The sequence below is a fragment of the Amycolatopsis sp. cmx-11-12 genome (assembly GCF_046269425.1).
Taxonomy (GTDB): domain Bacteria; phylum Actinomycetota; class Actinomycetes; order Mycobacteriales; family Pseudonocardiaceae; genus Amycolatopsis.
Map to the genome: position 1 here is coordinate 274,395 of NZ_JADNQM010000009.1, position 19,995 is coordinate 294,389.

At 67.9% G+C, this 19,995-nt stretch carries 20 protein-coding genes and 2 pseudogenes; 8 read left to right on the forward strand and 14 right to left on the reverse strand.

Going from position 1 to position 19,995, the window contains the following annotated elements; all coding sequences use genetic code 11:
- The first annotated feature begins 44 nt into the window (after positions 1–44).
- Together ACLARN_RS15780 and ACLARN_RS15785 are read left to right on the forward strand one after the other, a co-directional pair.
- Positions 45–1,784: a pyruvate dehydrogenase gene (locus ACLARN_RS15780; protein ID WP_409492140.1), complete on the forward strand. Its 1,740-nt coding sequence runs from the start codon at positions 45–47 to the stop codon at positions 1,782–1,784.
- Positions 1,785–1,859: 75 nt separating this feature from the next.
- Entirely contained in the window at positions 1,860–2,510 is a 651-nt protein-coding gene (locus ACLARN_RS15785) for a class I SAM-dependent DNA methyltransferase (protein ID WP_409492141.1), read from the forward strand.
- A gap of 12 nt (positions 2,511–2,522) precedes the next feature.
- On the opposite strand, the gene ACLARN_RS15790 is transcribed toward ACLARN_RS15785, so the two are convergent.
- Positions 2,523–3,311 carry an SGNH/GDSL hydrolase family protein gene (locus ACLARN_RS15790; RefSeq protein ID WP_409492142.1) on the reverse strand — a complete coding sequence of 263 codons (789 nt, stop codon included), beginning with the start codon at positions 3,309–3,311 and terminating at the stop codon, positions 2,523–2,525.
- Between the two features lie 69 nt (positions 3,312–3,380).
- On the opposite strand from ACLARN_RS15790, the gene ACLARN_RS15795 reads away from it, so the two are divergent.
- Genes ACLARN_RS15795 through ACLARN_RS15805 form a run of 3 tightly spaced genes read left to right on the forward strand, consistent with a single transcriptional unit; the run spans position 3,381 to position 5,931 of the window.
- Positions 3,381–4,055: a response regulator gene (locus ACLARN_RS15795; protein WP_409492143.1), complete on the forward strand. Its 675-nt coding sequence runs from the start codon at positions 3,381–3,383 to the stop codon at positions 4,053–4,055.
- Positions 4,052–5,461, forward strand: a complete 1,410-nt coding sequence (locus tag ACLARN_RS15800; protein WP_409492144.1) for an ATP-binding protein — start codon at positions 4,052–4,054, stop codon at positions 5,459–5,461. Before ACLARN_RS15795 ends, ACLARN_RS15800 begins: the two co-directional genes overlap by 4 nt.
- Positions 5,458–5,931, forward strand: a complete 474-nt coding sequence (locus tag ACLARN_RS15805; RefSeq protein WP_409492145.1) for a hypothetical protein — start codon at positions 5,458–5,460, stop codon at positions 5,929–5,931. The genes ACLARN_RS15800 and ACLARN_RS15805 overlap by 4 nt, the downstream gene beginning before the upstream one ends.
- Here ACLARN_RS15805 and ACLARN_RS15810 read toward each other — a convergent pair whose 3' ends face one another.
- Both ACLARN_RS15810 and ACLARN_RS15815 read right to left on the reverse strand, forming a co-directional pair.
- Positions 5,932–7,137 (reverse strand): acyltransferase family protein, encoded by a 1,206-nt coding sequence (locus tag ACLARN_RS15810; RefSeq protein WP_409492146.1) that lies wholly within the window; start codon positions 7,135–7,137, stop codon positions 5,932–5,934. It abuts the gene before it with no gap.
- Positions 7,138–7,209: 72 nt separating this feature from the next.
- On the reverse strand, positions 7,210–7,962 hold the full coding sequence (locus tag ACLARN_RS15815) for a polysaccharide deacetylase family protein (RefSeq protein WP_409492147.1): 753 nt from the start codon (positions 7,960–7,962) through the stop codon (positions 7,210–7,212).
- 282 nt (positions 7,963–8,244) lie between these two features.
- On the opposite strand from ACLARN_RS15815, the gene ACLARN_RS15820 reads away from it, so the two are divergent.
- Positions 8,245–9,015 (forward strand): S1 family peptidase, encoded by a 771-nt coding sequence (locus ACLARN_RS15820; RefSeq protein ID WP_409492148.1) that lies wholly within the window; start codon positions 8,245–8,247, stop codon positions 9,013–9,015.
- Positions 9,016–9,349: 334 nt separating this feature from the next.
- Here ACLARN_RS15820 and ACLARN_RS15825 read toward each other — a convergent pair whose 3' ends face one another.
- The 4 genes from ACLARN_RS15825 to ACLARN_RS15840 all read right to left on the reverse strand — a co-directional run bounded on the left by ACLARN_RS15825 (position 9,350) and on the right by ACLARN_RS15840 (position 12,143).
- Positions 9,350–9,646, reverse strand: coding sequence for a M23 family metallopeptidase (locus ACLARN_RS15825; protein ID WP_409492149.1), 297 nt, complete (start codon positions 9,644–9,646; stop codon positions 9,350–9,352).
- A 136-nt stretch (positions 9,647–9,782) separates the two neighbouring features.
- The gene (locus ACLARN_RS15830) at positions 9,783–10,472 is read right to left on the reverse strand and encodes a hypothetical protein (RefSeq protein WP_409492150.1); all 690 of its coding nucleotides are present in this window, start codon (positions 10,470–10,472) and stop codon (positions 9,783–9,785) included.
- Positions 10,472–11,971, reverse strand: coding sequence for a glycosyltransferase (locus ACLARN_RS15835; RefSeq protein ID WP_409492151.1), 1,500 nt, complete (start codon positions 11,969–11,971; stop codon positions 10,472–10,474). Before ACLARN_RS15835 ends, ACLARN_RS15830 begins: the two co-directional genes overlap by 1 nt.
- Positions 11,972–11,975: 4 nt before the next feature.
- Positions 11,976–12,143 (reverse strand): hypothetical protein, encoded by a 168-nt coding sequence (locus ACLARN_RS15840; protein ID WP_409492152.1) that lies wholly within the window; start codon positions 12,141–12,143, stop codon positions 11,976–11,978.
- Positions 12,144–12,398: 255 nt separating this feature from the next.
- On the opposite strand from ACLARN_RS15840, the gene wecB reads away from it, so the two are divergent.
- Both wecB and ACLARN_RS15850 read left to right on the forward strand, forming a co-directional pair.
- Positions 12,399–13,610, forward strand: coding sequence for a non-hydrolyzing UDP-N-acetylglucosamine 2-epimerase (wecB, locus tag ACLARN_RS15845; RefSeq protein ID WP_409492153.1), 1,212 nt, complete (start codon positions 12,399–12,401; stop codon positions 13,608–13,610).
- A complete protein-coding gene (locus ACLARN_RS15850; protein ID WP_409492154.1) occupies positions 13,607–15,334 on the forward strand; it encodes a DUF2334 domain-containing protein in 1,728 nt (575 codons plus the stop codon). Before wecB ends, ACLARN_RS15850 begins: the two co-directional genes overlap by 4 nt.
- A 343-nt stretch (positions 15,335–15,677) precedes the next feature.
- On the opposite strand, the gene ACLARN_RS15855 is transcribed toward ACLARN_RS15850, so the two are convergent.
- From ACLARN_RS15855 to ACLARN_RS15885, 7 genes and pseudogenes are all read right to left on the reverse strand, one after another.
- Complete coding sequence (locus tag ACLARN_RS15855; protein WP_409492155.1) at positions 15,678–16,025, reverse strand: hypothetical protein; 348 nt, start codon at positions 16,023–16,025, stop codon at positions 15,678–15,680.
- A 732-nt stretch (positions 16,026–16,757) separates the two neighbouring features.
- The gene (locus ACLARN_RS15860; protein ID WP_409492156.1) at positions 16,758–17,144 is read right to left on the reverse strand and encodes a hypothetical protein; all 387 of its coding nucleotides are present in this window, start codon (positions 17,142–17,144) and stop codon (positions 16,758–16,760) included.
- A gap of 13 nt (positions 17,145–17,157) precedes the next feature.
- Positions 17,158–17,304 carry a hypothetical protein gene (locus tag ACLARN_RS15865; RefSeq protein ID WP_409492157.1) on the reverse strand — a complete coding sequence of 49 codons (147 nt, stop codon included), beginning with the start codon at positions 17,302–17,304 and terminating at the stop codon, positions 17,158–17,160.
- Between the two features lie 186 nt (positions 17,305–17,490).
- Positions 17,491–17,811 carry a hypothetical protein gene (locus ACLARN_RS15870; protein ID WP_409492158.1) on the reverse strand — a complete coding sequence of 107 codons (321 nt, stop codon included), beginning with the start codon at positions 17,809–17,811 and terminating at the stop codon, positions 17,491–17,493.
- 522 nt (positions 17,812–18,333) lie between these two features.
- A pseudogene (locus ACLARN_RS15875) lies at positions 18,334–18,657 on the reverse strand (lysine 2,3-aminomutase); the annotation flags it as partial.
- Between the two features lie 675 nt (positions 18,658–19,332).
- On the reverse strand, positions 19,333–19,884 hold the full coding sequence (locus tag ACLARN_RS15880) for a transposase (RefSeq protein WP_409492159.1): 552 nt from the start codon (positions 19,882–19,884) through the stop codon (positions 19,333–19,335).
- Positions 19,875–19,995 (reverse strand): annotated as a pseudogene (locus ACLARN_RS15885) (IS5/IS1182 family transposase); the annotation flags it as partial. The gene ACLARN_RS15880 and the pseudogene ACLARN_RS15885, both read right to left, overlap by 10 nt.

Genomic DNA, 19,995 nt, shown 5'->3' on the forward strand with positions numbered 1-19,995 from the left:
GATCATGGGGACGTTCCCGCCGCCGCAGCATCGAAGGGGTCATGATGGCCAAGCCCAACGTCGCCGAGCAGTTCGTCCAGGTCTTGGTGCAGGCCGGGGTGGAACGGATCTACGGCGTGGTCGGCGACAGCCTGAACCCGATCGTCGACGCCATCCGCCGTACCCCGGGTATCGACTGGGTGCACGTGCGCAACGAGGAGGCGGGTGCGTTCGCCGCGGCCGCCGAGGCACAGCTGACCGGACGGCTCGCGGTGTGCGCGGGCAGCTGCGGACCCGGCAACACCCACCTGGTGCAAGGTCTTTACGACGCGCACCGCACGGGCGCCCCGGTACTCGCGCTCGCCTCGCACATCCCGTCTGGCCAGATCGGTACCGGGTTCTTCCAGGAGACCCACCCGGAACGGCTGTTCGTCGATTGCAGTGGCTACTGCGAGCAGATCAGCAGGCCGACCCAAATGCCCAGGGTGCTGCGGATCGCCATGCAGCACGCGCTGGCCAGCGGCGAGGTTTCGGTGCTGGTGCTGCCGGGCGACGTCGCGCAGCTCGAGGCCGAGTCGCCAACCGGGAGCGGGGCACCCGTCACCGAGCACGGGACGGTCGTGCCGCCCGAGCCTCAGGTGGCACGGCTCGCCGAGGTGATCAACGAAGCCGAAACCGTCACCCTGTTCGCCGGTGCCGGGGTGCGCGGCGCACACGCCGAGGTGATGGAACTCGCCGGGGCCGTCCAGGCGCCGGTCGGTCACAGCCTGCGCGGCAAGGAGTGGATCCAGTACGACAATCCCTACGACGTCGGCATGAGCGGCCTGCTCGGCTACGGCGCCTGCTACCGGGCCATGCACGACGCGGATCTGCTGGTACTGCTGGGCACCGATTTCCCTTATGACTCCTTTCTTCCCCAGGCCAGGACCGTGCAGATCGACCACGACGCGACCCGGCTGGGCAGGCGCACTCCGCTGGAACTGGCCGTGCACGGCGATGTTCGGGAGACCCTGCGGGCCGTGTTGCCGCTCCTGCGGCGCAAGACCGACCGGGCGTTCCTGGACCGCATGCTGCGTGACCACTGCAAATCGCTGGAACACGTCGTCGACGCCTACACCCGCGACGTGGAAAAGCACGTCCCCATCCACCCGGAGTTCGCCGCGGACCTCTTGGACGAACTCGCGGCGGACGACGCGATCTTCACCGTGGACACCGGCATGTGCAATGTGTGGGCCGCCCGTTATCTCACCCCCAACGGCCGTCGCCGGGTCATCGGGTCGTTTCTGCACGGCACCATGGCGAACGCGTTGCCCCACGCCATCGGCGCGCAGTTCGCCTACCCGGGGCGACAGGTGGTGTCGATGTCCGGTGACGGGGGACTGGGCATGCTGCTCGGTGAACTGCTCACCGTCGTTTTGCACGACCTCCCGGTCAAGATCGTCACGTTCAACAACTCGTCGCTGGGCATGGTCAAGCTGGAGATGCTGGTCGAGGGCCTGCCCGACTATCAGACCGACCATCGCCCGGTCGACTTCGCCGCGATCGCGCGCGGTGCAGGCCTGCACGCCGAGCGGGTGACCGATCCGACCCGGCTGCGTTCGGCCCTCGAGGACGCGCTGAGCCACGACGGTCCCGCGCTGGTGGACGTCGTGACCGACCCCAACGCGCTGTCCGTCCCGCCGCGCATCACCGCCGGCCAGCTCGGCGGATTCGCGCTGGCCGCGAGCAAAGTCGTGCTCGAAGGCGGCGTCGGCCGGATGATCGACCTCGCGCGGGCCAACCTCCGCAACATCCCCCGGCCATGAAGCATGTCCAGAAAGGACAGTAACCGGCCCGCCGGTAGGCGGACAGGTGACGGTCGAGAGGGCTACGGTTCCTCGATGACCTGGTTGACCGAAACCCGGAATTCGTACGACGCCGACGCTGCCGGTTACGCCGAGGAGACTCGCGATCTGCTCGACAGGAAGCTCCACGTTCGTGCGGGGGTCGTGCTGTTCGCCGACCTGGTTCGCGCGATCGGCGGCGGACCCGTCGCCGATGTGGGTTGCGGGCCGGGGCACACCACCGCGTTGCTGCGGGAGCTGGGCGCGGACGCGTTCGGCATCGACCTGTCACCCGCGATGATCGAGACCGCGCGCAGCGAGCACTCCGGCGCGCGGTTCGAGGTCGGGTCCATGACCGACCTGAAACTCGCCGACGCCTCCCTCGCCGGAGTGCTCGCGTGGTGGTCGCTGATCCACATCCCGGACGAGGCGGTGCCGGGCGTGATCGAGCAGTTCCACCGGGTTTTGCGGCCGGACGGGGTGCTGGCCGTGGGATTCCATGTCGGTGACGAGCCGGAAACCAAGGCGAGCGGGGAGCGGACTACGCCTGCGCGTGGGTACCGGCGCCAACCGTCCCGCGTGGCCGGCTGGCTCCGCGAGGCGGGCTTCACCCTGGAGGCGCAGCACCTGCTGAATCCGGATGAGCCGAAACCGGGCGCGATCCTGTTCGCCCGCCGGCTCCCGGGACCGCCATGCGAAGAGGGTTGACCTTCGCCGCGGTCAGCAGCCCTTGAAGTGCTCGTCGGCCGACCAGCCGGTGTTCGCCCAGGTTTCCGCGGCCGGGGGAGTGAAGCCCGGGAGCACTTCGGTCAGACCGGTGAGCAGCCAGCCGGTGAAGCGGGCGGCTCCTTGCGGGCAGGTATGGATGCCGTCGGCGCTGCGGTCCGCCTTGCCGTCCTTTGTCTGCTGGTAGGCGCTGCCCCACACTTCGACGGCGTCGAGTACGACGGCCTTGCCGCCGGAGCCGGCCGCCACCGTGCGGGCGACGTCCGGGGTGCGCTCCAGTTCTGCCATGTGCGGCTGGTAGAAGTCGTCCGGTTTCAGTGGGGGCATGGTGACGAAGACCAGTTTCGCGCCGGCGCCCGACGTGGTGCTCAGCAGTTTCTCGTAGGCGGTCTGCTGCTCTTCCCGGGTTCCCCAGTCATAGGTGGCTATCTGGTAGACGACAACGGTCGGCTTGGCGGAGGTGATCTGTTCTGGCAGCTTCTTCCAGTTTTCGTCGGAGAAGGGGCCGACGACGTTCCCGCCGCCCTCAGCGGCTATGGAGGTGAAACCGGCTCCGCCTGCCTTGAACGCGGCGGCCAGCGGCAAGGCCTCACCGACGGCGATGGAGTCGCCGAGGAAGAGCACCTTGGCCTGCGCGGTACTGACCGCGGGAGTCGGACCGGGGGCGGGCTGGGTCGAGCAGGCCGAGGCCGCCAGGGCCAACCCGGCCAGCCCGAGCATGATTTTCCGTTTCTTGGTCACGTGTTCGACCGTGCCGTCGCCGCGTCCCAGCCGTTCCGCCATTGTGTCGCGGTTGTGTCGCAGAAGATCGTCCGACCGGTGTGGCGGCCCGGAGCTGTCCATAATGGACACGTGGTGGCAATATTGCTCATCGAAGACGATCCGCTGGTCCGGCGCGGTCTTCAGCTGGCGTTGTCCAGGCACGGACACGATGTGCGGACCGCCGATACCGGCGAGGACGGGCTGGAGAAGTTCCGTGTGTCCGCACCGGATCTGGTGGTGCTCGACCTGATGTTGCCCGGGATCGACGGATTCGAGGTGTGCCGCTGGATCCGGGCGGCCGGCGAGGTGCCGGTGATCATGCTGACCGCGCGCGGTGACGACTTCGATGTCGTGGGCGGTCTGGAGGCCGGCGCGGACGACTACGTGATCAAACCGGTGCAGCCCACCGTGCTGGACGCGCGGATCCGGGCGGTACTCCGCCGTGGAGCCGCTCCCACTGAAGGCGTGCGTGTGCACCGCGACCTGCGGATCGACACCACCGCGCTCTCGGTGTCCGTGCGTGGCGAGGCTGTCTCGCTGACACCGACGGAAATGCGCCTGCTGTTGACCTTGTCCCGGGCGCCTGGCCGGGTGTTCAGCCGTAGCCAGTTGCTGGAAGAGGTGTGGGAGCACGACTATCTCGGTGATTCCAGGCTGGTCGACAACTGTGTGCAGCGACTGCGGGCGAAGGTCGAGGACGACCAGGCGAGTCCGGTGTACGTGCAGACCGTCCGGGGGTTCGGCTACCGGTTCGGGCCGGTATGAGTGCCGGACGGCTGCTGCCGCGTGGGCTTCGCGCCCGCCTGCTGGTCGCCTTTGTACTGGTAGCCGTGATCGCGGCCGCCGCGGCGGCCTGGTCCAGCGCCCGGTCGGCGAGCGCCGCGCTGGTGGCCACCACAGAGCAGCGGCTCGCCGGGACCCTCACCGGCCAGATCGCCGCGTTCGCGCCTCAGCTCACCTATCCGCCGACTCAGGACACGCTCGACCGGCTGCGCGCGGCCCTTGGCACGAACACGCTGGTCACCTACGAGAACCTGCGGTCCGAACACGGGACCGACCTCGGCACGGACTCACTGCGCGCGGCGGTGCGCGGCGAGAAACGGCTGGTCACGCAACGGCTCATCGCGGGTGAGACCCCATGGCTGCTGATCGGCACGCCGATCATGCTCACCGCGCCGGACGGCACCCGGAGCCCGTCCGGTATCGAGGTGTACTCGGCGCATGATCTCACCGGAGTCGAGGAACAGATCGACCGTCTCACTCGCTCCGCGGCGGTCACCGCCGCGGTGGCGTTGCCGCTGGCGGTGCTGGTGGCGCTGCTCGCGGCAGGCAGTGTCCTGCGGCCGGTGCGGAAGCTCCGTGACACCGCGCGCCGGCTCGCAGCGGGTGATCTCGATGCGCGCACACCACCGCGGGGGGCCGACGAACTGGCCGAGTTGTCCGTCACCGTCAACGAGATGGCCGAGTCGCTGCAGACGTCGATGGCGGCGATGCAGCGTATGCAGGCCGACGCCAAACGGTTCGCGGCGGACGTCTCCCACGAACTGCGCACCCCGCTGAGCACACTGACCGCGGTGGTGGAGGTGCTGGCGGCGACGGCGGACACGATGGAGGCGGACGCCCGGGAATCCGCACAGCTCGCGATCACCGAGACTCACCGGCTGGTCCGGCTGGTCGAGGATCTGATGGAAGTGTCCCGGTTCGACGCCGGCACCGCTCAGATGCGATGGGAGGAAACAGATGTCGCCGCCGCCGTGCGGGACTGTCTCCGTTCCCGGGGCTGGCTGGAGCAGGTCGAGCTGCTGGTGCCGGAGGAGATCTCGCTGCCGCTGGACCGTCGCCGACTTGACGTCATCGTGGCCAATCTGGTCGGCAACGCACTGAGGTATGGTGCGCCACCGGTGCGCGTGCGGGTCTCGGTTCTGCCGGACCAGGTCCGCATCGAGGTGACCGATCACGGCCCCGGCCTGCCGGAGCACGTACTGCCGAAGGTGTTCGACCGCTTCTACAAGGCGGACACCGCGCGCACACGAACTCCGGGGAGCGGGCTCGGATTGGCGATCGCACGCGAAAACGCGCGCCTGCACGGCGGCGATCTCACCGCGGACGACACCATCGACGGCGGTGCGCGGTTCGAGCTGCGGCTGCCACGGAACCTGGAGGACCGGTGAAGCGAATCGGGCTTGCCGCGCTGGCCCTGCTGCTGGCGAGCTGCGGAGTCGAACCTTCCGGACCCGCCGCCGAAGGTGACGCCCCGACCGGTGTCGCACCCGGGGTCACGCTGTACTTCGTCGATGCGCACGATCAGCTTCGGCCACAGCTGAGGGAGACCGGGCGACTCGGCACGATCGCCGAAGCGATCTCGCTGCTGCTCACCGGTCCCGGTAGCTCGGATCAGCGCACGGAGATCGCGGCGACGCCGGTCACCCGGGTGTTGGTGAGCACCGAACCCGGCCTCATCCGGCTGCTGGTGCCGCTGACCGACCGCGATGTCACGCCGCTGGGTATCGACCAAGTCGTGTGCACGGCGCTGGGCGTCCACGTGCAGAGCGGCGGATCGAGGGACACCAAGGTACAGATCAGTTTCACCCAGCCCACGCCGGAATCGGAGCTTCAGCGGACCTGCCCGCTGAACACGTGATCAGCCGAGCCTGGTGATGTCGATGCCGGGTGGTGCCGGAGCGGGAAGGGCCAGCCACAGCAGGGCGAGGACGACCATGACCGCCGCGAACGCGAGCACCCCGCTCCGGCCCCGCGCCCACTTCGCGCGAAACCGGATGGGGTCTTCGACCGAATACTTCGACAATGCGGCCAAAGCGATCGACAGGGCGCACACCAGTACGGTCCGAGGCCACCCGCCCAGCCCGGTCCACTGCTCGGAAAGCAGCACGAAAACGGGCCAGTGCCACAGATAGAGGCTGTAGGAGATCAGCCCCATCCAGCGGATCGGCCGCCAGGCAAGGATCTTGGCGAGCGCCGTTCCCGGCGCCCGGACACACAACGCGATCAGCACCGCCGCGGCCAGCGAGTGCGCGAAGAGCCCGCCGGTGAACAGCCACGGCGAGCCCACACCCTCGGCGAACCACCACAGCACACCGATGCCGACGGCCAAGGACGCCAGCAGCCTTCCCGCTGTCCGGGTGGTCAACCGAGCCAGCACGTCACGCACCGGCCTGGTGGCGACCATCGCGCCCAGCAGCAAAGAGAACGCTCGCGTGTCGGTGCCGGTGTAGACCCGGGTCGGGTCGGCCGGCGTCAGCAGCGTGATCATCAGGATCAGAGAGACCACCGAGACCACGAGCGCGACCACGGCGACCCGCCGCTGTCCACTCCGGGCCAAGAGCAACAGCAGCACCGGCCACACCAGATAGAACTGCTCCTCCACCGCGATGCTCCACAGATGCTCGAAGACCCGGGCCGAGCCGAAGCGGTCCCAGTACCCGGACGACTCCGCGAGCAGGTGCCAGTTGACCAGGTTCAGTTGCACCCAGGGACCGTCCGCGAGCGTGGTCCGCACCACGTCCGATGGCGCCGCCAACCAGATCAGGACGGTGACCACGGCGAGCATGGCCGCCAGCGCGGGAAGCAACCGCCGGATCCGGCGGCCCCAGAAAGCGACCAGTGACACCGTTCCGGTCGCCTCGACCTCACGCAGGATCAGATCGGTGATGAGGTAGCCGGACAAGGTGAAGAACAGGTCCACCCCAAGGAAACCACCGGGCAGATGGTCGGTGTGGAACAGCAGGACGCCAAGAATCGCGATACCACGCAACCCGTCCAGTGCGGGGACGTGCGTCCCGCGTCCGGTGACCGCGCGTACCACCGGGGCCTGTTCGAAGTTCGTCATGCTCCCGAACGTGCCGCCCCGGTGTCGGCTACCAGTCCCGGAAACGTCGCAGTCTTGTCGCAGGCCGCCGATCTAGTCTGGATTCGGCCCGGCGGCCAGCAACTCCGACACCGTGACGAACCGGTAGCCGAGCCCGCGCAGCTGCTCGACCAGCGGGACCACCGCCTGCCTGGTCGTGGCCCGGCTCTGATACATCCCGTGCAACAGGACGATCGAACCCGGCCGGACTTGCTCGACGGTGTGCTCGACGATGCCGGAGGCACTGGCGGCCACGTCGGGGTAGGAGTCCGGTTCGACGTCCCACATGATCGTCTGCCGCTGATGTTCGTCGAGGTAGCGCGGCAGCGCCAGCAGCTTCTTGCCGTTGGGCGGGCGGAAGGTGATCTCACCGCGGTAGCCGGTCCGGCGGATCAGCGCGTCGGTCCGCTCGATCTCGGTAGCCACCGTTTCGGCTGACACGAAGACCATCCGCTCGTGGGAGTAGGAGTGATTGCCGAGTTCGTGGCCGGCGGCGGCGATCCGCGTGCCGAGGTCCGGGTGCCGCTCGAGTTCCCTGCCGGTCAGGTAGAAGGTGGCGGACACTCCGGCGGTGGCCAGGCCGTCGAGAAGTTCCACGGTGCCCGCCGGATCCGGCCCGTCGTCGAAGGTGAGCGCCACGACCTTGTCCGGCACGTCGACCCGGTGGGTGAGGCCGCCGTAGAACTGGAAGGTCCGTGCGTTGACCAGTAGGTCGAGGCCGTAGGCCGACGCCGCCAGCACGACCGTGGCGATGAGGCCGAACACTATGCCCTTGCGGGCACGTGGGGAAGTGGGGAAGACACGCATGCGGGCAGTCTGGCCAATCACTCGCGACGGCCGCGTCCGGGCCGGTCAATGTCCCGGGGTGTCCTCCCAGAGGCTAGGCGTCCTGCCTTCGTCGGCTCCTCCACGGACCTCCATGACCGCCCGCCGCCGGTGTTCGACCCGGCCACTATCGTGTGGCGCGGTGTCACGCTGGGTCGGCCATATGGCCGATGCACACCCGGCCGATGAGCCGATCCGGCTGTGATCATCACCCCATAGCGTGACGACTGTCAGTAATTCGTCGTCTACGGGGAGATCACGATAATGTTTCGCAAAACAGGCATACTGGCGGTCGGGTTGGCTGCGGCGGGAGCGGTGCTGGGCCCGTCAGCCGCCGCGGCGGCTGACGGGCCGACGCCCTATGTCATCGGCGGGCACGACGCCACCGAGGACTACTCGTTCATGGTGTCGTTGCAGGAGGGCGGGAAGCACTTCTGCGGCGGCTCGCTGATCAGCGAAAGCTGGGTGGTGACCGCGGCGCACTGCGTGCAGGGATCGCGGCCGGAGCAGATCAGGACCAGGATCGGGGCGCGGCAGCACAACAGCGGGGGCACCGAGGCCGGCGTCAGCCGGATCATCGTGCACCCGGACTTCGCCAGGCAAAAGCCACCGGGCGGAGACATCGCGCTGGTGCAGTTGGACAAACCGGTGACCGAGCAGCCGATCAAGATCGCCGGGGCCGCGGGCGACGCGGGAACGGCGACCCGGATCCTCGGCTGGGGTGAGCACTGCGCCGACCAGAACTGTGGTGCACCGGAGATCCTCCAGGAGTTGGACACCAAGGTCATGCCGGCGGAGGATTGCCGCAATATGGCCACGGGCAAGGAAATCTGCACCGGTTCCGAAACGCCGGACTCGATGGGCTGCTACGGCGACTCGGGCGGACCGCAGATCAAGGGCAGGCCGGGTGAGTGGGAACTGGTCGGTGCCACCAGCCGCGATGGTGACGCGGACCCGAAGTGCGCGAGCGGTCTGGGCATCTGGACCGACGTGACGGTGTACCAGAACTGGATCGCCGAGCAGCAGGCGAGCTAGTGAGCCGAAGGTCAAACGTGGCGTGATTTCGGGGCGTGCCGCGAAAGCCACTTTCGCAACCTGCAACAGTGCGGGAGTGGCTTTCGCGGCACATCCAGTGCCACGCCGCCACGGGCCAGATCGGTGTGCGGCGAATGTCCACAAGGAACTGTTTCGCGGACGCGGGCCGCCCGGTCACGGACACCGCGTGAGTCCTCGGAAAAGAGCGAAGTGCCGTTCGCTGTAGGTGGTGCGGATGTCCTTGGAACCGATTTCTGGGTAAGAAGGGCGGTCCGTCGACGATCGGTGATTTGTTAGGTCTGGCTGTCATCCGGTCAGGCCTTGGTGTTGACGCTCACCGGCCGGGAACCGGTCCCGGGGTACCGCCCTGGAGGGTGGCGGGGAGGCCGACGCGGGTGGAGCAGTTGATCACCTGGAAGTGCAGGTGATGGTCGGTGGCCGCCCCGGTGCGGCCCGACCAGCCGATGATCCGGCCCTGCGGGACCCAGGTGCCCGCGTTGTAGATGGCCCGGTTCAGGTGCGCGTAGTGCGTGCAGGTGCCGGTGGATTGCCGGATGATCACCTCGATACCGTTCTGCCAGTACGGCGACCAATCCGAGACGAGGATTTCGCCGCCCTGTGCGGCGGACACCTCTGATCGAGATGCCTGCCGCCAGCAGTGCGGCAGCCGCCACCGTGATCACCCTGTGCGGTAACGCTTTCTTGGCTCCGCTCACGGTGTCCTCGCCTTCTGATCGATCAAGGCCCCGTCGTCTGTCGTGAGGAGGCTATTGATCGTCGTCATTCGAGGTCGTGAGAAGGTCCAGCGTGGCGTTGTGCAGCGACGAGTACAGCGGATCGGAAGTGAAATCCGGCCCGGTTTCCTCGCCGAGGTAAACGTCGATGTGCCGGTCGCCGCCGAGTCCCGGCGTGAACTCGTCCATGATCCGCCAGGAGGCGGAACGCAGCCGGTCGCAGACCCCCGCGTCGATCGCCGTACCGTCCTCCGCGGTGCCGCAGCCGGTGATCCGCAGCTCCCGGCCGTCGACGAGGACGGCCGGATCCGCTGCGGCGGAGACGAACGGCTCCAGTGGGCGGCCGTGGCTGTCGCGGGGTGCGTTGTCCAGCCAGAAGCCGGTGTCGTGCGACCAGTTCAAGTAGCGGCCGGCGTGACGGCCGCTGACGATACGGCCGGTGCCTTCGTCTTCGACGGCCTGTACGAAGTCTTCGGGGTAGTTGCCGAGCCGGTCTTCACCGCGCTCACAGTCGATCACCAGGCAGCCGGTGACCGGCACCGGGTCTTCGTCGTGATGCGACTCGACAGCGGTGTAGTACACGGTCACGTACCACCCGGCGGAAGACTCCTTCGCGGAGCCGCCGCGGTCGATGGCGGAGGCGGCGACGAGAGCCAGCACGGCGGCCGCGAGGGCGAGAACGATCTTGTTCCGTTTCGGGCGACGCCGGTGCTGGCCTGCCATCACACCCGCTCCAGTCGCTGGGTCGGTTCGGTTTCGGCCAGTGGGTGCGGGACCGGCCGGGTCGGCTCGGCGGCGGCCAGGACCGTCGCGGGAATCGGCTGGGTGACACTGGGATCGATCACCGCCGGTGGGGTGGTTGGCCACGGTCGCGGGAGTGGTGCGGGCTGCGAGACCGAGGCGGGTGCCATCGGAACCGGCATCGGCGGCACGGGCTCGCCGTCCTCGGACAGCCGTTCGGTCTTGGCCCAGCCGTTGCGCCCGGACATCAGCCGGAACAGCGCGCGCCACGTCGCGATGATGCCCAGTGCCAGGAACCACGGGTAGAGCAGTCCGGCGAACAGGCACCGCAGGATGTTCTCGTCGCGGAGCCGGACCCAGTAGACCAGTCCCCAGAGCAGACTCGGCAGCATGGCCAGCCCGACCAGCATCCCGATCGACGTCGGCAGTGTGTCCACTGTGGCCACCAGCCCGCCCAGCGTGCTCCCGGTGGCCAGCGCCACCGCGGACGCCGCGACCAGCCCGACCAGCAGCAGCGACATGGGCACGGTCAGCCAGGGCGAGAGCAGGTAGATCAGGAAGTCGGCGAGACCGAAGCCGCTGACGAACCGCGACGTGGTCAGCCTGCGAAGGTGCCGGAAGCACTGCAGATTGCCCTGTGCCCACCGGGTTCGCTGGCGCAGCAACCGTTTCACGTCGGTCAGTCCCTGCTGGGTGACCCATGCGGATTTCGTGTAGCGCACGCGGATCCCGTCCAAATGCAGGCGCAGACCGAGTTCCAGGTCCTCGACCAGACAAGCCGACCACGGGCCAGGGTGGAACCGCGCGAGGACGGACAGCCGGGTGAACTGGCCGTTGCCACCCAGGCCGACGCTGCCGACCAGGTCGCGCAGGGACTGCGCGGAGTCCGCGATGGCGCCGAATTCCAGATCCTGAAGCAGCGCCAGCGTTTTGTGCCGGTTGTGGATGCGCACCCGGCACTGCACGGCACCGACCGACTTCTCCGCCATCAGTTCGGCGATCTCGTCGAGCATCCCTTCGCTGCCCCGGCCGTCACCGTCCACGATCCCGACGATCGTCTGCTCGATCGTGCCTTCCCTGCCGGCGATGTCGAGGATGTAGCGGTACGCCGTGTTCAGGCCCTCGCCCTTGCCTTGCCGGGCCATGGGCAGTTCACGGCGCAGCACATGCAGCCGCGGATCCCTGATGCCGGCGAGGATGTGCGGCGTCGCGTCGTCGGAGGCGTCGTCCACGACGACGACGCGGACCGGCGTGTACCGGGTTCCGGTCGCCAGCGCGTTGCGCACCGTGTTCGCGATGACGCGTTCTTCGTTCAGCGCAGGGATGACGATCCAGAACGGCACCGGATCCGGCGTCCGGCGCACACTGCGTGGTCGTTGCGGGGACCGCCAGGCGAACACCGCCAGTACGAGGTTCTGCAACGGCCACCAGATCAGCACGCCGACCATGATGGTGGCGATGACGGACAGGCTGGTCTCCATTTCGCTACTTCCCCCTTTCCGGCGCGGGTGCGATTCGCACGAGGATCGAACGAGCGGCGAAAAGCAACAGAATGAACGCGGCGAGTGACAGCGGCAGCCAGGCGCCGGCCCCCGCGGCGAGTCCCATGGTCGCCGTCGCGCCGACTGCCGGTCCGATCCGGATCACAGACATTTCTCCCCCAATTAAGCCAGAAGTGCTCAATTCCTTGTGTGTCAAGGATTGTGCGTGATGCGTCGGGCCCCCGGCCGATCCCGCATCGTCGACTACGACGTGAAGAGTCGTGCCCCGGTTCCCTCGATCGGGTGAGGAAAGTCGGCGGGAACCGGACAGAACAACTCTGCGTCGCATCGGTCACAGTGGCCCGCACAAATGATCATGCGAAGTGCGTGGAATCGCTGAAAATAATGTTCGAACCTTGGGGGAGTAATGGTGTGGAATCAACGGGAAGCCGAAGTGACGCGGCCGCGGGTGTGGCTGGTGATGGGGACCCGGCCGGAGGCGATCAAACTGGCGCCGGTCGCCGAAGCGATCGCCGCGGCCGGGCGGATGGAGCCCTACCTGATCGCCACCGGGCAGCATCCGACGATGGTCGACCAGGCACTGGAGACGTTCGGTGTCCGCGCGGACGTCACGCTGCCGCTGCACCGCCGTGACGGCGGCCAGCCCGAGCTGCTCGGCCAGATGCTGACCGGCCTGGACGCGCTGGCCGATCGAGAACCGCCCGCGTCGGTGGTGGTCCAGGGCGACACCACGACCACACTGGCCGGTACGCTCGCCGCGTTCTGGCGGCAGGTCCCGGTGGTGCATCTGGAGGCCGGTCTGCGCTCGTTCGATCTGGCCGCGCCGTTCCCGGAAGAGCTGAACCGGCGGTTGGTCACCCAAGCCGCCTCCTTGCATCTGCCGCCGACTTCGGCCGCGGCCGGCAACCTGCTTCGTGAGCAGGTCCCCGCCGAGCGGATCGTGGTCACCGGCAACACCTCGGTGGACGCGATCCGCTCGATCGCCGATCGCGGGGCGGTGGGCTATCGGGACGAGCGGGTCGCCGCGGCCGTGGAGGCTGCCACCCGCGGCGGGCGGCTGGTGCTGGTCACCGCGCACCGCCGCGAGTCCTGGGGTGAGCCCCTGCGGCAGGTGCTGCGCGCGGTCACCGAACTGGTCGCCCGGCACCCCGACGTGTCCGTGGTCCTGCCCGCGCATCCGAACCCGGCCGTACGCGAGCTGGTCGACGACGAGCTGGGCGGCCAGCCGCGCGTGGTGGTCACCGAGCCGCTGCGGTACGAGGAACTGGCCAGTGTGCTCGCGGCCGCCACGCTGGTCTTGTCCGACTCCGGCGGGATCCAGGAGGAGGCGCCTACTTTCGGGGTGCCCGTGCTGGTGCTGCGCGAGGTCACCGAACGGATGGAAGCGGTACACGCGGGTTGTGCGCGGTTGGTCGGCACCGATCGCGAACTGATCGTGCGGACGGCGTCGGAACTCCTCGCCGACCCGCGGGCAAGGGCGGCCATGATGGGCAACGGCAATCCGTTCGGCGACGGAAGGGCCGCGTCGCGTACCGAGCGTGCGCTGGCCAGGCTGCTCGGCCTGAGCACCGAGCCGGTGGAGGAGTTCACCGCGGTGTCGGGAGGTGTGCTGGTATGACCCGGAACCGGAAGGAACACCGGCGACGGCGAACTCCCGCCGGGCTGCGGTTCGCGGCGCTTGCCGTCGTCGTCGCGACCGGATTGGTGATGCTGGTCGTATACACGCGCCCGGCCGACGCGATACTCGCTTCGCCCGCGGCCGCCCCGGTTTCCCTCGGCGACCGGCTGGCGATGGGCAGCGAAGTCGGCAGCCCCGGCCCCGGCGGGAACCGCGCCCACCGGACACTGGTGGTCTATGACGCGGGTGAGCGGGACGCGCCCGACCCGGCCGCCAACGCGGACGAAGCCGGAATGGCCGAAGCGTACGCGATGCAGACCGCGAACCTGGTCTCGCGGGCAGGCAGCTGGACGATGCGTGCCGCGGCCGACTACCAGGCGGGCGAGATCGGCGGATACCAGGCGCTGGTCTATGTCGGTTCGATCAGCGAGGCGGCGCTGCCCGCCGCACTGCTCGCGGATGTGGCGGCCGCGAAGGTGCCGGTCGTCTGGCTTGGCGAGAACGTACATCGCCTGGTGGAGCACGACCCGGGCATCACTGCGCGATGGGGCTGGACGCCGGTGGGCCGCACGCCGACCTCGCCGACCGAAGTCCGCTACAAGAACGTGTCGCTCGAGCGCAACCCCCAGATCGGCTCGGTTCCGTTGGTGCGGCGGGAAAACCCTGCGGTCAACGAAGTGCTCGCGGACCACGGCACGGAGGGGGAGCACGCGCCGTGGGCGATGCGCTCGGGAACCTTCACCTACCTCGCCGAGGCGCCGTTCTCCTACGTCAACGAGGGGGACCGGTACCTCGCCGCCGCCGACATCCTGCTCGGCACGCTCGCTCCGAAGACCGTGGAACGGCACCGTGCGCTGGTGCGGATCGAGGACATCGGCCCGCGCACCGACCCCGGCCAGATCCGCCGGATCGCCGATCTCCTGGGCGGGCAAGGGGTTCCGTTCTCTCTCGCGGTTTATCCGTACTACGCGGACCCGCATGGTGTGGCGAACGGCGGCAGGCCGACCTTCGCGCGGCTCGTGGACAGCCCGGCCTTGGTGGACGCGCTGCACCACGCGATCCGGCGCGGCGCGACGTTGATCATGCACGGCTACAGCCACCAGTTCGAAGAGCTGGCGAACCCCTACGGCGGGGCGAGCGCGGCGGACTACGAGTTCTACACGGCGATCGTCGACAAGAACAACCACGTCGTCGAGACCGGCCCGGTCCCCGGCGATTCCGCGGAATGGTTCCGAGGGCGTATCGCCACCGGGCTCGGCGAGTTCCGCCGGGTCGGGCTGCCCGAGCCGGAAGTGTTCGAGTTCCCGCACTACGGCGGTTCCGCGGTGGACTACAAGGAGGTCAGTTCCCACTTCGCGGCGCGCTACGACCAGGGCAGCTATTACGCGGGATACTGCCCGCGCGGTGCCTGCGGCTCCACCTCGACGGTGTCCTATCAGAACAAGTACGGTCAGTACTTCCCTTACCCGGTAAGGGATGTCTACGGTGCGGTAGTGATACCCGAGAACCTGGACCACGTCGCGCCGGAGCCGTTCAATCAGCACCCGGCCCGGCTGCCCGCAGACTTGCTCGCCGACAGTGCGAAGTCCAAAGTGGTCCGCGACAACGTGGCCAGCTTCTTCTTCCACCCGTTCCTGCCGGTGGAACACCTGAACACGGTCGTCCTCGGCCTGCGAGCGCAAGGATACGAGTTCACCACGGCCAGCGAGGTCGCCCGCGGCTGACCGTCCCGTCCGCGGCCGGCGCCCGATCAAGGCGCCGGCCGCTTCTCGGATATCGGCGGCGGCCACGAAGATCCGAATAACCGGACGGAATCCCCGGAGTGCGCTGGACACAGGTGAACGCGCCGAGTCGGAGCCCTCCTGTGAGGCCAAGCGGATCGAGCCGGACGGCGACGCAAGGTCCGGCTGCTGTGCCGTCGGCACGACGAGCTGGTGTTCGGCGGCGCGGACGGTTCCCCTGAACTACTGTCCACAAAGGATGCCCGCTAGACGTGGTGATCTTCGAGCAGAAACCTTTGCGGCAGCAGGTATCGGGAGCCACCCGACCTGCCACCTTGTCTTCCCCTCAGTAGAGCGTCTGGTGGCGGAGGTACCACATACCCAGGACCACCGCGGCACAAAGCACCGCTCCGACGATGACCACCACTCGGCGCACGCCCTTCGGCTGCGACTCGCGAGCTTCCGTGGACGCGCCGTAACCGAGCAGCCCGCCGAACACCACTCCGATGACACCTGCCACCACCGGGTTCAGCCAACTGACATCAGCGTCTGTCCAGGAGCCGTACAACACACCCATCGCGCCGAAAACCGCGGCCGAGGCAACGGTCAGCACTCCAGCGTGCTCTGCTACCCAGCGTCTGCGCCGACGCTGGTGTTCCGACGGGACAGCCTGTTCCTCCACGGGACTCGACATGGTCCCATGCTTCCCTATCCGGTCGTTGCTCAAACCACACGATCCTTGCGCACGCAACTACCGCATTGGCGCAGGGTGAGGTGGATGGTGGCCCGGCCGGCGAATTCGGTGAACCCGCGAACCCTTCGGGGCGGCGTTTGTCCGTCGCCGCCGGCAGCCACGCGACGGGTGCACTGGCGCGACCTTGAGGTAGCCGCGGCGCAGACCGAGCGGGATCACGATCCCCGGCAACGGCTCGGGGCGGGCGGCGGCGCCATCCGGTCGCCGCGGTGAGCAGGTCCACCAGATCCTCGTAGCGGGAGATCTCCGGTGTGCCGAATCGCGCGCTCAGGTCGCACAGCAGCACGCTCTCGGTGACGTCGCCGGCGCTGCCCCGGACCACGGCCGTGATCGGCATGTCCCGCAGGCGCGCGGCGGTTTCCAGGGCCTCGCACACCGCGGCGTAGGAGTCCAGGGGGCTTGCAGGCGGCAGCACCAGGCCTTCCGCGCGGCCGCCGACACCACGACCGCTCCGTCGTCGAGGTGGTCATGACGATCATCATCGGCGTGCCCGGACCGGTATTGCACGACAGAAACTGGTCAACACCAGGACAAAAGCCGGGACGTACCGGTTCTGGTCAGTTGCCGCCCGCGCGGGCGGCAGCAGGATGCCGTCGGGCTGGAGCCCGGTGAGCCGGTAGGCGGGAGCCGGTATGTCACCGGCCCCCGCGTTGTTCGACCAGGTCGGATGCGTCAGATGACGCGGAGGTACAGGTAGACCGTCGTCCCCTTGTGCGACTTGTCGAAGGTCTTCTTGGTGCCTTCGCCGCCCGCTCGGACGGTGCCGAAGCTGGCGTTGTCGTAGCCCCAGGAGCCGTAGACCTCGGCGGCCTTGCCGTCGGCGTCCGTGTCCTTGACCCAGCCCTGGACACGGATCTTGCCGGCGCCGCAGGTGATGGTCCAGCCAGCCGCGCCGCCGCCGACGGTCGGATTCTTCGTTTCCCCGCAGCCCCCCTGAATGACCACGACACCGTCGGTGGAGACGGGAGCGGCGATCGTGGGGGCGGCGCTCAGCAGCGCGCCGCCGAGGATCGCGCCGGTCAGCGCGGTGATGGTGCCCGTCTTCTTCACGAAGCTCATCTCGTTGCCTTTCTCAACCAGCGGGTTGTTTCCCGCCGCTGAGAACAAGGTTGTCCGCCTTCGCTTTGCCGATACTTTGCTGTCCGTTTGCCTTGGCCGACAACGCCGCGCAGGCGACGTTGCTCGACAACATCGTCGCGGCGCTCGCCACGCTGATCACCCTGGTGACCTCGTTCGTCGCGCAGCTGCACGTACTCGGTCGCGCCGAGCCGCAGGTGACGCCCGTGGCGGTTGCTCGCGACGACGCCGGTACCGACGCTGGGCCCACCGGACACGGAGCAGTAACTTCAAGGTCCGAGCCCACTCCGCGAAATGCTCCCGCCTGTCCAGATCGGACGGGCGGGGCCTAACTCGCTTTGCCAGCGCGAGATCCTTTTCGCGGGTGGTCATGGCCGCTCGCGGCCGTCGTCGGGAACCGGGCGGGGAATCGCGGCGCGGTCCTGGTGGTCTGGCGGATGGCGTCGGGCCGGTACTTGGGGTAGTCCTCGGTGTCCTGGTCGCGGGTGTCGTCCCAGCGGGTGATCTGGTCGCCGACGTACACGAGGAGCTTGGCGGTCGTGATCGCGGTCGTGCCGGTTTGGTAGCTGCGGATGTGGCACCAGTGCTGGTAGTGCGCGAGGCAGGCGCGGTAGCAGCTGATGGTCTTGTCGGAGTACCGACGTAGCATCGACGGGCGAAGTTCCGTCTCGGAACGCGAGGCACCCGATTCTCGGCCACCCACAAAATATGATTGATACCCGCAGGTATCACCCACGTCGCCCCGCCCTGGCGCGGCGACGGTCGGGCTCTTGCCGCAGGTCCACGGCCCTGGCGGACTGTGACGAAACAGCCGTCAGTAATCAATGGAGCAGTGATAGTCGATCAGAAACTTACATTCGCGCCATACACTTTTACCTTGATGAAAGGAATTCGCAGTGCCGAATCGAGAAACTCCTCGACGTCTCCTTATGACCTCGCGTGAAGAATGCGACAAGAAAGGGTCGGGATACGGTTGGGCGGCATGCCGTTGAGTGACTCACTCGGGTTAGCTTCCGGGCCGCCCGACTGTCCACTGTGGAATTCTGGGCCGTTTGAGGTCCGGTCGCAACCGGCCCTGACCAGCACAAACAGCCGGTACGACGGAGGGACATTTGAAGCTCGCACATGAGCCTAAACGCCCCCTCTGAGACCTACCTGACGGGCTGGCCGGTCAGGCCGTCGGGGGCTGGTCGCGCCACCAGCGCTGGCCCGCTTCGGGGAGGGTCGAGATCGGGTCGTAGTAGGGGTAGCGACGCTGCAAGGCTTCCGGGTCCTCGTGTTCGATCCCGGTCCGGTAGTTCTTGGTCCAGTAGGAGATGCCCAACTCGCGGTCGTACTCTGCGAGCTGGTGCACCCACCGCTTCCCCACGTAGGGAACGTCGCACACGATGCGAGGGGTCGCGTAGCCCGGCAGGTAGCCCATGATCACGTGCTGCAATTCCTGTGCCTCGTGCACGGAAACCCGCCAGTGCTCGGCGTTCGGGATCATGTCGCACTAAGCGAAGTTTGGCGCAGGCCGTCGTCTGAGTGCCCCGTTGACCTGGTGTGTTAGCTGTCGTGAACGTCCACAATGGATCTCTGGACCGATTCTGGGCCGCTTGCAAATGCATGCAGTTGCCGTTGCCTGGCCGTGTCTTGGTCTGAGGTCTGCTCAACGCGGTCCAGACATTCGTTGACGCCATGTTGATGGTAGATCTACTTGTGCGTTCTCGCGATCACCGAACTAGGTAAAATGCGGGTCTACCCGGGTAGGCTAGCGCGAGTTTCCGCGACACCCCAAGTGGGTCGACGAGGCCGTGCTTCGCTCCTCGGATACTGGCCAATGAGCCTGGCAAGTGGGTGGAAGTACAGTACTGAGGCGAGACGACGAAACTACCCTGAGCGCTGGCATATCGGACGCGTTTGCCCGAGCTGCTTCCGTCTCGTCCTTCTTCCGCAGGATGCCCGCCTTGATCCCGCGGTCGGTGAGCATCCGTCGGGACCTGCCGCTGGCGTAGGCGCGGTCGGTGATGACCGCGTCAGGTCGGGTGCGGAGACGCCCCGGCCCCAGTCGGGCGACGCGGATATCGGCCAGGGCGTCTTGGAGCATCGTCCCGTCGTCGCGTTGTCCGCCGGTGGCCACCACGGGAAGCGGGCGCCCTGCTGTCCACCGCGGCGTGGGCCTTCGTCGTCAGCCCGCCGCGTGAGTGCCCGATGTGGTGACCGGCAGGCTCGCGCTCACCCTCGAGCGGGTGGTGGACGAACCCAACCGGGGGCGGCGTGTGATTCGACGTCGCCCCTGTGTCCTGGTCCGGGCAGGTCGTGTTCGTGCGGTGCTGATGTGCACAGTTGGTCGTCGCGTTCGGCGACACGTTCCAGTCGACCTGATCGGCGGTGATCGCCTCGGCCCGCAGACGGGCCAGGACCTGGTCCTACGTCCCGTCGCCGGCATACCGGCGTTGCCGCTTCCAGACTGTCCTCCACGGTCCGAACTCTTCGCGTGGCAGATCACGCAACGCGATCCAGTGCGGGACCGGTAGATGACCTCCTCGATTACCCCGCGGTTGTCACTGAACGGGTGCCCTCGCCGACCGGCATTCGCGGGTAGCAACGGCTCGATCCGCTTCCACTGCTCGTCCGACAAGGCCCGGTATCGTGAAGCCGTAACCCGGACAGTCTGCCGTGCGCCCCTCTGCCCATTTGGGCGACACGCTCTAGGGCCTGTTTCAGATGTTAGAGCCATTCGTTGATCGCGGCGATGGTGACGGTGGTGTCGTAGCGGACGGCGAGTTTGTCGTATCTGGTGGCGACGGCTCGGTAGCGTTTGAGCCGGTTGATGCCGCATTCGACGGCG

Excerpts from the sequence above, each read along its gene's own strand:
- ACLARN_RS15785 (WP_409492141.1), top strand. The coding sequence starts at position 1,860 with ATGACCTGGTTGACCGAAACCCGGAATTCGTACGACGCCGACGCTGCC.
- ACLARN_RS15800 (WP_409492144.1), top strand. The coding sequence starts at position 4,052 with ATGAGTGCCGGACGGCTGCTGCCGCGTGGGCTTCGCGCCCGCCTGCTG.
- ACLARN_RS15870 (WP_409492158.1), bottom strand. The coding sequence starts at position 17,811 with ATGCTACGTCGGTACTCCGACAAGACCATCAGCTGCTACCGCGCCTGC.
- wecB (WP_409492153.1), top strand. The coding sequence starts at position 12,399 with ATGGTGTGGAATCAACGGGAAGCCGAAGTGACGCGGCCGCGGGTGTGG.
- ACLARN_RS15855 (WP_409492155.1), bottom strand. The coding sequence starts at position 16,025 with ATGTCGAGTCCCGTGGAGGAACAGGCTGTCCCGTCGGAACACCAGCGT.
- ACLARN_RS15790 (WP_409492142.1), bottom strand. The coding sequence starts at position 3,311 with ATGGCGGAACGGCTGGGACGCGGCGACGGCACGGTCGAACACGTGACC.
- ACLARN_RS15850 (WP_409492154.1), top strand. The coding sequence starts at position 13,607 with ATGACCCGGAACCGGAAGGAACACCGGCGACGGCGAACTCCCGCCGGG.
- ACLARN_RS15820 (WP_409492148.1), top strand. The coding sequence starts at position 8,245 with ATGTTTCGCAAAACAGGCATACTGGCGGTCGGGTTGGCTGCGGCGGGA.
- ACLARN_RS15810 (WP_409492146.1), bottom strand. The coding sequence starts at position 7,137 with ATGACGAACTTCGAACAGGCCCCGGTGGTACGCGCGGTCACCGGACGC.
- ACLARN_RS15815 (WP_409492147.1), bottom strand. The coding sequence starts at position 7,962 with ATGCGTGTCTTCCCCACTTCCCCACGTGCCCGCAAGGGCATAGTGTTC.
- ACLARN_RS15840 (WP_409492152.1), bottom strand. The coding sequence starts at position 12,143 with ATGTCTGTGATCCGGATCGGACCGGCAGTCGGCGCGACGGCGACCATG.
- ACLARN_RS15860 (WP_409492156.1), bottom strand. The coding sequence starts at position 17,144 with ATGAGCTTCGTGAAGAAGACGGGCACCATCACCGCGCTGACCGGCGCG.
- ACLARN_RS15880 (WP_409492159.1), bottom strand. The coding sequence starts at position 19,884 with ATGGCTCTAACATCTGAAACAGGCCCTAGAGCGTGTCGCCCAAATGGG.
- ACLARN_RS15835 (WP_409492151.1), bottom strand. The coding sequence starts at position 11,971 with ATGGAGACCAGCCTGTCCGTCATCGCCACCATCATGGTCGGCGTGCTG.
- ACLARN_RS15780 (WP_409492140.1), top strand. The coding sequence starts at position 45 with ATGGCCAAGCCCAACGTCGCCGAGCAGTTCGTCCAGGTCTTGGTGCAG.
- ACLARN_RS15830 (WP_409492150.1), bottom strand. The coding sequence starts at position 10,472 with ATGGCAGGCCAGCACCGGCGTCGCCCGAAACGGAACAAGATCGTTCTC.